We start from the raw sequence: 12,870 nt of genomic DNA, 5'->3' as shown, positions 1-12,870 counted from the left end.
GGTTGTTTAATAAGCCAAAGATGGGTCTATGAGCAAATTAAGGGGGGTAAAATTCATAAATATTTGGGGGTAAAATCTTAAATTTGATCCAAATACCCCATAACCATGAGCATACTGCCTATTTTATCGCGACATTTTCTACTGTTGATATCCATCATTTCACTCTGTCATGCCCAGGATCTTAAGTTTGAGACACTGAGCCTGGATAATGTACTGGATAAACAAGCAGTATTGACCATTGCGCAGGATAAACAGGGTAAACTTTGGTTCGGTGGCGGCGCCAACTTATTTGTCTACGACTCTCAGCATATCACCAATATTTTAGTACAGGATACCGTCTTTAAAAAGGTTGATTACATCAATAAGATCGCGGTCAATGCAAAGAATCATCTCTTCATCGCTACGGCAACTCAATTATTCATTTTCGACATCGACAAACGCAAAGCTGTATTTAAACAGGGAAAACCCTTTCAGGAAAAAATTGTTGTTAACGCCATCCAGTTTCTTTCAGACCAGATATTTCTTTGCACTGACAAAGGGCTCTACCAGGCAATCCCGACCGCTGGTACTTACAATCTCAAGAAAATCCTTGACCGTCCCGGGGCGCAATCCATCATTCAAACCAGCCCCAACAACTATATAATATCAAGCTACAATGGCATAGAGTCTTTTTCACTGCAAAATAGTCAGGTTGTCAATATCCAGAATCTGATGCTGCCTACGCTCCCCTTAAAAGAACGTATTTTCAGTGCCTTATATCTTCATCAAAATATGCTCTGGGTTGGAACAAAATTGCACGGAATATTCCAATATAATCTCGCGGATAAAAGATGGAATAATCTAAACGAGGCCAATAGTAATCTACTGAGCAATAACATCCGGAAAATTGTCCCTGCTAAAAATGGCGAACTCCTCATTGGCACATTGAAGGGACTTTCCATCTTTAATGGATCAACACAATTCTTAAACTATAAACACAATACTTCCGTCAAAAACTCACTAAGCCAAAATTCGATCTATGATATTTTTATTGATCGACAACAAATCACTTGGATAGGAACCTATTTTGGGGGGATAAATGCTATTTATCCCGATCTCATCCCCATGCAGCATTATTCAACCCGTTCGCTTTCCGGTCTTCGCCTCAATAGCGATATTACCGGTAGTTTCGCCGAATCAGACAATGCCTATTGGATAGGAACAGAGGAAGAGGGAATCAACAGGATTGATAAGGCAACAGGAGCTACTTCCCCTTTACCCAAATTGACCCAGTCAAACCTGATTAAGGACTTATATGTTAGAGACAACAAAGTTTACGCGGCACAATATGGTGGTGGCTATTCCATTATCGACGCCCAAGATGGAAATGCACAGCATTTTTATCTTGAAAAAGACCTCCTAAATCTCAAAAATAACATCTACAGCATTTACGTCGATCCGGCACATCGCATATATCTTGGGACCAACAAAGGGCTTTATATCGTGGAGCCTGGAAAACCGGCTCAATACAACGCAGCTTTGAATGCCACTACAATTGACGATATACAAGCCGATAATAAACAACAGATCTATTTCCTGAGAGGGGGTTCACTTTACCGCAAAAAAAACAATGAATCGAATATACGCCCAATAAAACAGCTCGACACATTAGTCCTAGGTGGATTTTATGTACATCCAAATGGGGACATCTGGCTGACATCAAAGGAAAACTTATATCACTTTGATCAGCAAGATAAACTAACCAAGGTATCGCGTTTTCCAAACAATTCGTTAGGCTGGCCCATCTTTGTGAATAATCAAGTTTGGTGTACCAGTAAAAATGGGCTCATATGCTATGATCCTGAAACAAAACATAGCTACCTCCTGAATCAGTACGACGGTTTACCGGTCAAAAATCTACTGGGAGCAAAAGTTTTTGCGAGCAAAACAGGAACCCTGTTTGTCACCACACTCAACGGAGTCGTTTCTGTAGACACCCGACAAATAACCTTCAATCAAAACATTCCCAACGTACTTTTCCGAAATATCTTTCTCGAAGAGGCTCCATTAAACTACGGACGCATTCAGAAAACTGCAGATCCAAACAGCTATCAGCTCAAACTCCGGCACGATGAAAACTTTGTCACCATCAATTTCTCCAGTTCCAATTTTATCAAACCGCAAAAGAATAGATACCGCTATAAGCTCGAAGGTTTTGACAAGGAGTGGATTGAAACAAGCTCCCCTTCAATACGATATACCAATATTCCTACAGGTATGCATACCTTGACTATATTTACCAGTAACAACGATGGCATATGGAGCAGCACTCCGCTAAGGATTTTTATGGATATAAAACCTCCTTTTTGGAGAACCTGGTGGGCCTACCTATGCTATGCAGCATTGTTTACATTGGGTGTACATCTGGTCATTAAATTTGTTGTCGAACGTGAGATGCTGATCAATTCAGAGCGAGAACAGGAAAGGAAAATCAGATTTTTCACACAGATATCGCACGAAATCCGTACGCCGCTGACCTTGATAACGTCCCCATTGGATGAAATTATTTCCGAAACAGCCAATCTGACTTCTACCCAGAACAAAGTAAAACGGATAAAAAAGAATGCCAGCAAACTCCTAGGTGTCATAAACGAATTGCTCGACTTTAAAAAGTTCGACGACAAGCACTTTGTCCTGAAAAAAACGGACATCTCTTTCAGGGAATATATAGAAGACACCTTCTACCTATTAAATGACCTTGCCAAAGCAAAACACCTCAATTACTATATCCGGCAGCTGGATGCCGTAGGGCTACAATCCATAGATACCGTACAATTTGATAAGGTCATGTTTAACCTCTTGTCAAATGCGATCAAGTATACACCGGAACATGGCACCGTTTATCTAGATCTTATCGAAAATGATTATACAATAGCTATTCACATCGTCGATAATGGTATCGGTATCGCTACGGACAATCAATTTAAAATATTTGAAGAATACTATCGTGAAGAACAGGCTAACGACGTGATCGGAACAGGTATTGGTTTGGCACTTACCAAACAAATTGTGCAGCAGCACGAAGGAGATATTCGCTGCTCTACGATGAAGGATGAAAAAGGAGAATGGACTGTATTTACTGTCAGTCTCCCGAAGCAAGCAAACCAAAAAACTGACGTTGTACCGGTAGAAATATTAACAAAAGAAACAGAGGAAGCAAATATAACGAACTTAAACACGCTGGATATTTCCTTAAAGCAAACCATCTTGATTGTAGAGGACAATAGCGAATTATTAGCAGCCGTTGTCAGTCTATTTGAAGAGAGCTTCAGTATTATTACTGCTGTCAATGGTGAGGAGGCACTTTCTAAAGCATTGGAATATATCCCTGATCTGATTATTTCGGATCTGATGATGCCTTACATGGATGGTGCTCAACTATGCCAAGCCATTAAAACAAATATGATGACCAGTCATATACCATTCATCTTGCTGACTGCCGTAACCGATAGCAATTCCCAAACTTTAGCCTTGGAACATGGTGCAAACATCTACCTGACAAAACCTTTCAACAATAAACAGCTTTTCCTTTCTGCACACAATCTCATGGCAATCAGTCAGAAAAGAAGCAAAGAATTTCAGGTTAAAACAGCTTCATTTGATAATGAGCTTGATGCACAATTCATCTCATCCCTAAATCAATTAATCGAAGATAATCTTCAATCGGACGGCTTTGACGTCAATTTTATTTCTCGAACAATGGGTATGAGTGCGCCTATCCTTTATCGCAAGCTGAAGGCCATCTCTAATTTATCGCTCAATAATTATGTCAAAACTTACCGGCTGAACAAAGCGAAAGAATTACTGATATCTGCCATGAACATCAGCGAAGTCGCCTATGCTGTAGGATTTTCCGACAGAAAATACTTTAGCAGGGAATTCAAAAAACAGTTTGGACACAATCCTTCAGAACAAGCAGCGAATTCAAGTCAGACCACTGAAACTTAGCTATATTTAAATGCTAATCGACATCCTGTCTCATAAAAAAAGAGATGCTATATGCATCTCTTTTTTTATCTATCCCTGTGTCATCTAAACGAGTTAATTTCCCAAGAATACGCTTTTCTTTGATAGTCTTATTTAGCGATCTCTTTGATCATAGGTTCTCCAGACAATAGGCGTTGATACCGGACCAAGGCTTCCACATAGTAATAATCTGCATAAGTCAACGGTACATCGATTTCGGAATTCAATGGTAGCGCGCCAACACTATGTTGTAAAATATAGCCTCCATTTTGCCCATAAGGAGCAAGGTAAGGTGCCTTCGACAGATTTTTAAGAAGAGTTTCTGCTTTATCAAAGTACTTCACAGACTCACTTCCCTTTGTATATTGAGAGAGCTCCAATAATGCCGAGGCATATAATGCCGCTGCAGATACATCTCGCAGATCCTTATTCGGATACATTTTATCTGACTTCGCAATTTTATCCTTATCGAAATCCCAGTAAGGAACCAGATCAGCTGGCAGATTTGGATTGCTTAAGATATACTTTGCGATTTGCTGTGCCTGCTTCAAAAATTCTTTTTTCTTGGTTTCACGATACATCATGGTATAACCATATAATGCCCATCCCTGCCCTCTTGACCATGCTGATTCATCAAATGCACCCTGGTGTGTTTTTTTTCCAATGGCCTTACCTGTGTTCTTATCATAATCGATCACATGGTAGGAACTATAATCTTTTCTGAAGTGGTTTTTCAAAGTTGTTTCAGCATGAGATACCGCAATATCATAGAATTTTTTATCTCCAGTCATTTTAGACACCTGTGTCAAAAACTCCAGGTTCATCATATTATCGATTATAACTGGATACTGCCATGATCCGTGATCCCAGGAACGGATCGTTTTGGTAATGGGACTATAGCGAGATGCCAAAGAATTCGCACCAGTACTGAGTACCGGCTCGTACTTTTGCGTATCGCCCGTGAGACGAAGTGCATTTCCAAAACTACAGAATAACATAAACCCTAAATCATGTGTACCCTTGTTGTTCTTTTCTTTTTCCAGATACGTCAATTTCTCGGTTGCTTTCTTTAATAACCCTTCGTCTTTGGTCCCTTCATATAAATACAGCAAAGTCCCCGGATAGAACCCCGAACACCACCAGCTCGACGAAGAAAATACTTCTTTGCCATTTTCAAAAGTTTTTGGAAACTTTTCTGTCGGAGTTTCATTCGCAAGGACTTTTATTTGCTTCGCTGCAGCATCTAGCTGCTGCTGAATAAACTCTTTGGATAGATTTGGTTTTGCTGTTTGGGCCTGAACGACAGTCGAAGTACCCAAAACAGCCAATAATAACACAGGGAGTTGTTTTAATTTCATTATTTTTTATTCTTTTATTTTTATTTGGTCAGCGCATCAGCGCATCAATTTTTCACATAAATAATCAGCTCTTTGATTAATGAATATGGAGCTTTGGTTCACAGAATCTCCCTATTTAGCTTGTCCTGTCTGACTTTCTTTAATCTCGCGTTATCAACGTGCAACGATCAAAGCGATTGCCCCCTTATCAAGATTCAAATCAATCATTCCGTCCTGCGCTATATCAAATGTGCCTTTTCCCTGTATCTTAACCTCTGGTGCTCTTACACCAGCTTTTAAACGTATGCGACCGCCATATTGACTTTTAATCTGGATACCGATCGTTTTTCCATTTTTCCGCTGTGCCGATACAAGATTTCCACCATCTGCCAAAAAATTGGCAAAGGATACATCCTCCCATTTGTGCGGAATAGCAGGAAACACGCGTAATATGCCATTCCAATATTGCATACACAGTTCTTGAATGCTCGCCATCGCCGCCAGTGGAGTTTCTATCACCGGGCCGCTTTCGGCATATAGGGTATTGGCTTTAATATATTTCTGTAATAAAACATCCAGCGAAGCCAAAGCCGAATCTCCTCGCCCCATCATGGCATACATAGAAGCAGCTCCCGTAAATGAATAGCCCTGCAACCATTGCTTTTTGCTCTGCCAATGTGCAATAGAACGTTCAATAAGCGCTTGATTATTTACCTGATCCCAGTTTATATCGTAAAAAGGGTAAATCATCATGAGATGCGAGTAATGACGATGCGACTCTCCATAGGGAAGGTCTTTTGCAATCATAAAGCCATCGGCATCTTGTGGATAATCAATCAAGTTGGCCAATATGTCTTTCCAGACAGCATGAAGTTTATCCCTGCCGCCTCTTTCTTGATCCAGCTCAATAAGTGTCTTGAGCCCCCATCTGAAAATGGAAAGATCATAATTTGTATCATAAGCGTAGCCCTTAGGATACTCCGGTGAATAGGTTTTCACACCGATATGGTATTTCCCAGTTTGATCTTTTTCCAATAAGTGCAAATGATAATTTATCGCTTTCTTTAGAAGCGGGAACAAGCGATCATATACATCTTGCGACATCGTCGCTCGATAATACTGATAATAGCTATGCAAGAGCCAGATTAGATTTCCCAATTCTTTTTCACCATCGGAAGCTCCTTCAAGTGACACATTCTTAGCCAAAAGAACAGGGCTCCATAAAGATGGTCCCGAGGACCGGCCTACAGCCAAACTATTATAACGATAAGGCTCTGGAACATTTTGTTTTAACTGATCTTTATTCCGGTCAATCATCTGGATTAAAGAATTTGCGATACCGAGTTGGTTGGCTTTGAATACTGGTGAATAAGCGAGTTGCATATTAAGGTTGAGCCAATAAGCTGGCCAGGGAGTTGGGCTGGTCCAAGGCCCCTGTAAATCCATGGCAGGTTTATCTGACCTCGTTGCACTGGCAAGCTTATACAACTGCATATCATAAAACTGCTGGTATACCGTATCTGGCAATTCCAGGGTTGATGCTTTAAAATAGTTGGTCCACCACTTACGATGGGATGCCAATCCTTTCGTTAACTTTTGCTTATTAAAGTTCTGAACATAATTGATCGCCGTATTGACATAAGCGGTTCCACCCTGGCTATAATCTACAGTAATTAAATAGGTATCCACTTCTTTGCCGGGTTTGCCATAATAAGCCGTTACATATCCTCCCCCGGCTAAAAGAGGTTGGTCAAAATATTTTATTTCGCCCTTTTCACCAAAATGCCCTTTTGGGTTTGCTAGATAATTTTTGGGTTTCTGTGTATAGCTGAATCCCATCCTTGGACTGATGGCTTCATCAGGTTTCCATGCCAGATGGTAATTCCCGTCAAAATCTTTTTTAAATACTTCTAGCAAGATAATGTTGTCATTCGATAAGGTGGTCGTCCGAATTCTCATCCTCCCTTTGCCTGTGCTGACTTTCGCCTCGGCAAAAGCCTCTTTGAGATAGATGTCTCCTTTTGCATGTACAATCGGGCTTTCAAATTCTATTTCAAAATGACCTAACGACATACGCGCTTGATCAAACAATTTATCTTCCGAATTCGCTCGATGATCATAAACATCAGTTCTTCCAATATCAACGCGCATTGAATTCTTACCAGCTAAATAAGTCATTGTCCCCAGCAGACCATTCCCGGTAAATACACCTTCATAAATGGAATGACCCAGTGCGGGAATTCTGAATTGTGCTGAACCAGAAATTGACTGGAATACCGCGCAAATGAGAAAAAAAAGTATTCTTAGATTCATCATTAGGATTTAATGCTATCAGAGCGACCATAAAGATGCTGGATTATTCGACTGAAATCAAGCGCCTTTTACGAAAACGATTGAGAAAACTTGATCGGTAAGGCTTTCTTAATCTATCCAATAGGTCGGGCTACCTAATTGAAATGTAACAATTTGCACACACAAAAGCGGAGCATAGGCAAAAATTGCACACTATATATGAAAGAAACGAATTCCACAGTATTCTTTTGTTATTTTTTAATAAAACACAAATAAACAATACGTAAAATTTTAGTTATCAGTTTACATTTATCAGTTTTTTATCTATTTTTAAGATTAAATATCCAATGCCGTTATTTTTAACAGCCTAATAGTGGATCAATTATAAAACAACTAATCCAACCAAAATGAAAGAACAGAATTCATCAAGGCGTGATTTCATAAAAAAATCCGTGGTCGGTGCTGCGGCATTTTCTATTGTACCACGCTTTGTACTCGGAGGACAGGGCTATCTTGCTCCGAGCGACCATCTAACCAAAGGTGTAATTGGTGTCGGCAATATGGGCCGTGGACACTTTGGCTACGCCGGAACTAAAACAGTAGCCATTTGTGATGTGGACAAAACCCATCTAGCGGCAGCACAAGCAGACTTAGGCGGTGGTGTGAAGGAATACCATGACTTTAGGGAGTTGATTAAATCTCCGGAAGTAGATATTGTGCATATTGCTACTCCCCCACATTGGCATGGACTGATGTCTATCGAAGCGGCAAAAGCAGGAAAAGATATCTGGTGTGAAAAACCGATGACACGTACTATCGGTGAAGGTAAAAAAGTGAAAGAAGCCATTGCACAGCATGGCAATATCTTTCGTCTAAATACCTGGTTTCGTTTTAAGGATGATTTTTATGGAATGAATGTTCCCGTAAGCAAAATCAAAAAATTAGTTGATACAGGAATGTTGGGTTGGCCGTTGAAAGTCACAATAAGCAAACATACAGGCTTTGATTGGAAGTTCTATTGGGTAGGAAAGGAAAATTTACCAGAGGAGAAAGTACCAGCAGAACTTGACTACGATTTTTGGCTAGGTCCTGCGCCATACAAGCCTTACAATAAACACCGTGTACATACGACCTTTAGAGGATATTGGGATTATGACGGCGGCGGCCTAGGAGATATGGGACAACACTATATGGATCCTGTTCAGTACTTCTTAGGTAAAGACAACGAAAGCCCTATTACTGTTGACGTTGATGCCCCGCAGCAACATCCGGATGCCGTGGGCACATGGAGACGAATTACATTTACCTATGCCGATGGTTGTCAGATCATTCTAGACGGTGAAGCGAAAGATGAAAAGGCAGCCTATATTGAAGGTCCAAAAGGTAAATTATACAGAGGCTTTCAATCGGATATACCAGATTTGGAAAGAAAACTTGCACAATACCCTGAACCGGCACCGCAGATTACCGATTTCCTGGAATCTGTACGCACAAGAGAAAAGTTTGCACTGAATGAAATCAATGGACACCGTTCTTGTACTTTGGTCAACATGGGATTAGCAGCATTACGACTAAACAGATCATTAAAATATGACTCGCAAAATGAGCTATTTATTAATGATGACGCCGCAAATAGATTGATTCACCAACCAATGAGAGGCCCCTGGTCTATTTAAAAAGATATCCTAATGAAAAGAATATTCAATTCGCTGACCGTACTGCTTCTTATATCTAGTGCAACCTACGCGCAGCAACCACAAAATAGAACGACTGCAACAAAAATAGCAGACGTATTAGCGCAGCAGCCTGCCGAAGAAAAAGAAAAATTTTTGCTTGCCATGCATGAGCTGGAGGGCTTTTCTTCTGACGACGTTGTCACTTTCCTCAAGGGACTTAAAGCACCAGGTAGCAATAATGCGCCAATAGAATTTGCAGCAAACAGCTATTCATTCTATGTAAATCAACCAGGTAAAGAGCAACAAAAAAGAGTTTTTGTTGAAGGATTGGCAAAATCCCTAGCACAATTGAGTGAACCAACAAATCAGGTCTTTGCCCTACGCCTATTACGTCAATGCGCAGATAATACCGCTATACCAGCTGTCGCAAATTGTTTGGCAAACGATTATCTTGCCGATGCTGCAGCGAGAACCCTTGTATCTATTCGTACCCCTGAGTCGACAGCAGCATTAGAAAAAGCTTTGGCTGCGTCAACGACAGAGAAAACTACTATTGCCTTAGTTACCGCGCTCGGAGATCTAAAAGATAAAAATGCCGAAAGTGCCATTTTAGGATTAACCCAAAAATATAATTCGGATGGCTTCCAACGGACTGCATTAATCGCGTTGAGCAAAATCGGGGGCACAGCTTCTGAATCGCTATTCCAGGAAAAATTAAATGCTGCCGGCTATAGCTACGACAAATTTGATGCAGTTGGACTTGGCATTGACTATGCCCAAGCACTGATCGACAACAAGCATGATCAAGATGCAATCAAGTTTCTGAACAAATTTTTCCAGGAATCCCAAAAAGCCAAATCAATCAACGGTCAAATTGCATCGCTTAAATTATTGACAACCCTTGACCCAGCGAAACAACAAAAGAACTTATTAGCAGCAGTTAAGAGCGATAATGGTGCTTACCGTAACATTGCTTTACAATTACTCGGAAAATACGGAAAGGGCAGCGACGCAAAAAGCTTACTTGCTTTAGCAAGCAAGGGCACGCCTGAAGTGCAAGAAAGTGTATTGAACTACTTAGCCCACAATGGTTCGGCAAGCAGCTTAAAACTAATCCAGGCGTTAGTCAATAAAACTCAGTCTCCGGTAACTAAATTAGCTGGATTAAGTGCACTAAATACACTATCACAGGGAAAAGAAACCAATACCTTAATCCAGGCTCTCAACGCCGATCAACAGTTTAACAACTCGGTAAAAGCTTTGATTCTATCATCTAAAGATGCAAATGTCGTTACTGATGTCAACAATGCACTTGCTACGGTAGACGATGATAAAAAGATTCAATTGCTGGATGTTTTAAGTAAACGTTCCAACAATGCGTCCTCCAAAGCCGTATTAGCAATAAAAAGTGCAAATCCGGCTGTCGAAGAAGCGGTCAACAAAGCACTCCCCAATGTAGCTCAAGAATCAGACCTAGAAGAACTCTTCAATAGATTAAACAATACAACAGACAATAAATCCGCTGCGCTATTACAACGTGCCATTGTCAATGTGGTTCAGTCAAGTGCAAATTCAAAAGGATTAACTGAAAAACTGACCGCTAATATAGCGAAGTCTGCAGCGCCAAATACCGCTAAATATTTCCCTATTTTCGCTGGGCTTGGTGACGCACAGTCATTGAAAGCTGTAACTGCATACCTTAATAACAATAATACAAGCCTAAGATCAGCAGCAATTGAGTCTTTGGCTGGTTGGTCTTCCTCCAACGCATTGCCAGAATTGGTATCTCTTTCCAGAACAGAAAAAGACGATAATCTTTTCAATACGGTATACAGGGGATTGATTAAATCTATTTCTTCTTCTTCGAATACACCGGAACAAAAAACGTTGTTATTGAAAGATGCATTCAGTGTTGCCAAAACAGCGGATCAGAAAAAAGCAGCATTATCGGCCTTACAACCGACCGGAACATACCAATCTTTAGTTTTCGCCGCTGATTTAATGAATGATGCGCAACTCGGCGGAACTGCTGCCAATGTAGCGATGAACATTGCAATGGACAACAAGTTCTATGGCAAAAAGGTTAGAGAAGTTCTTGAACAGGTGATCGGCAAATTATCGGGTAGTGAAAGTGGATACCTTAAGGAAGCCGTTGTTCGCTATCTCGCTGAAATGCCTATCAAAGAGGGCTATGTTTCGCTATTCAATGGTAAAGATCTAAGTGGTTGGAAAGGTTTGGTAGCAGATCCAATCAAACGCAGTAAGATGAACGAGAAAACTTTAGCGGCAGAACAAGCTAAAGCTGACGATATCATGCGCAAAGGTTGGACAGTATCCAATGGTGAAATCGTATTCAGCGGTAAAGGAGATAATCTGGCTACCATAAAGAAATATGGTGATTTTGAAATGCTGGTAGACTGGAAATTGGAGAACTATGGTGGCATAGAGGGTGATGCCGGTATTTACTTGAGAGGTACTCCACAAGTACAAATTTGGGATATTGCCAATACAAGAGTCGGTGCCCAAGTTGGCTCTGGCGGATTATATAACAACCAGAAAAATGAAAGCAAACCATCGAAAGTTGCTGACAATGCAACTGGCGAATGGAATACGTTTAAAATTAAAATGGTTGACGATAAAGTCACCGTTTGGTTAAATGGACAGTTGGTAACCGATAATGTCCCTCTTGAAAACTACTGGGATAGAAACCAATCAATTTTTCCTACCGAACAAATTGAGTTACAAGCACATGGTTCAGTCGTCTATTACAGAGATCTCTTTATCAAGGAATTCCCGAGAAAACAAATCTTTAAATTGAGCGATCAAGAGAAAAAAGAAGGTTTTGAGGTGCTTTTTGATGGAACAAATCTCGATAAATGGACAGAAAACCAAGCTTATGTCATCAATGACGAAGGTTATATCTGGGTATACCCAAATGCTAAATTTGGTGGAAATCTTTATACAAAAGAAGAATACGCTGACTTCATTTATCGTTTCGACTTCAAATTAACTCCCGGCGCCAACAATGGTGTAGGAATACGGGCACCTTTGGAAGGAGATGCCGCATATGAGGCAATGGAAATCCAAGTGCTGGATGATGGAGCAGATGTCTATAAAGACCTGAAACAATATCAATATCACGGTTCAATTTACGGTGTTGTCCCTGCCAAAAAAGGCTATTTGAAACCAGTTGGTGAGTGGAACTCCGAAGAAATAGTCGTGAAAGGAAATCGCATCAAAGTTACGCTCAATGGTACGGTCATTGTAGATGCAGATATCGCAGAGGCAAGCAAAAACGGAACCCTGGATGGAAAACAACATCCTGGACTTAAACGTACGTCTGGCCATATCGGATTTCTGGGACACGGTACGGAAGTATTCTTCAAAGACATTCGAGTCAAAAAACTCAAATAGTCTAAGATTATAGATTTCGAGGGGATAAGGGATCTTATCCCCTTTTTGCTAAATAGCCCATTTGCTTGCCAAGTGAGAAAAATAACCAAATGATCCAAAACTTTTGCTAAATTAAAGCCCTAAGGATTCTATTTCAAAATATAATG

The 12,870-nt window shown here is 40.5% G+C and carries 5 protein-coding genes; 3 read left to right on the top strand and 2 right to left on the bottom strand.

Annotated elements, in window-relative coordinates:
• The first annotated feature begins 105 nt into the window (after nucleotides 1-105).
• Nucleotides 106-3,987 (top strand): hybrid sensor histidine kinase/response regulator transcription factor, encoded by a 3,882-nt coding sequence (locus tag B3C94_RS16300; protein ID WP_293905536.1) that lies wholly within the window; start codon nucleotides 106-108, stop codon nucleotides 3,985-3,987.
• Between the two features lie 128 nt (nucleotides 3,988-4,115).
• Here B3C94_RS16300 and B3C94_RS16295 read toward each other — a convergent pair whose 3' ends face one another.
• Nucleotides 4,116-5,363 (bottom strand): glycoside hydrolase family 88 protein, encoded by a 1,248-nt coding sequence (locus B3C94_RS16295; protein WP_293905534.1) that lies wholly within the window; start codon nucleotides 5,361-5,363, stop codon nucleotides 4,116-4,118.
• 153 nt (nucleotides 5,364-5,516) lie between these two features.
• Nucleotides 5,517-7,658 (bottom strand): glycosyl hydrolase family 95 catalytic domain-containing protein, encoded by a 2,142-nt coding sequence (locus B3C94_RS16290; protein ID WP_293905531.1) that lies wholly within the window; start codon nucleotides 7,656-7,658, stop codon nucleotides 5,517-5,519.
• Nucleotides 7,659-8,041: 383 nt separating this feature from the next.
• Between B3C94_RS16290 and B3C94_RS16285 the strand changes: the two genes are divergently transcribed.
• Both B3C94_RS16285 and B3C94_RS16280 read left to right on the top strand, forming a co-directional pair.
• Nucleotides 8,042-9,310, top strand: a complete 1,269-nt coding sequence (locus B3C94_RS16285) for a Gfo/Idh/MocA family oxidoreductase (protein ID WP_088160080.1) — start codon at nucleotides 8,042-8,044, stop codon at nucleotides 9,308-9,310.
• A gap of 12 nt (nucleotides 9,311-9,322) precedes the next feature.
• The gene (locus B3C94_RS16280; RefSeq protein WP_293905522.1) at nucleotides 9,323-12,724 is read left to right on the top strand and encodes a family 16 glycoside hydrolase; all 3,402 of its coding nucleotides are present in this window, start codon (nucleotides 9,323-9,325) and stop codon (nucleotides 12,722-12,724) included.
• Nucleotides 12,725-12,870 lie beyond the last annotated feature (146 nt).

It is taken from the genome of Sphingobacterium sp. UBA5670 (assembly GCF_002420705.1).
In the GTDB taxonomy this organism is placed as follows: domain Bacteria; phylum Bacteroidota; class Bacteroidia; order Sphingobacteriales; family Sphingobacteriaceae; genus Sphingobacterium.
Note: the sequence above shows the minus strand (reverse complement) of the source record. Positions and strands in the feature narration are given on the sequence as shown.

What these genes read in the sequence shown, in the direction of transcription:
- B3C94_RS16295 (WP_293905534.1), bottom strand. Translation starts at nt 5,363, where the DNA reads ATGAAATTAAAACAACTCCCTGTGTTATTATTGGCTGTTTTGGGTACT.
- B3C94_RS16285 (WP_088160080.1), top strand. Translation starts at nt 8,042, where the DNA reads ATGAAAGAACAGAATTCATCAAGGCGTGATTTCATAAAAAAATCCGTG.
- B3C94_RS16290 (WP_293905531.1), bottom strand. Translation starts at nt 7,658, where the DNA reads ATGATGAATCTAAGAATACTTTTTTTTCTCATTTGCGCGGTATTCCAG.
- B3C94_RS16300 (WP_293905536.1), top strand. Translation starts at nt 106, where the DNA reads ATGAGCATACTGCCTATTTTATCGCGACATTTTCTACTGTTGATATCC.
- B3C94_RS16280 (WP_293905522.1), top strand. Translation starts at nt 9,323, where the DNA reads ATGAAAAGAATATTCAATTCGCTGACCGTACTGCTTCTTATATCTAGT.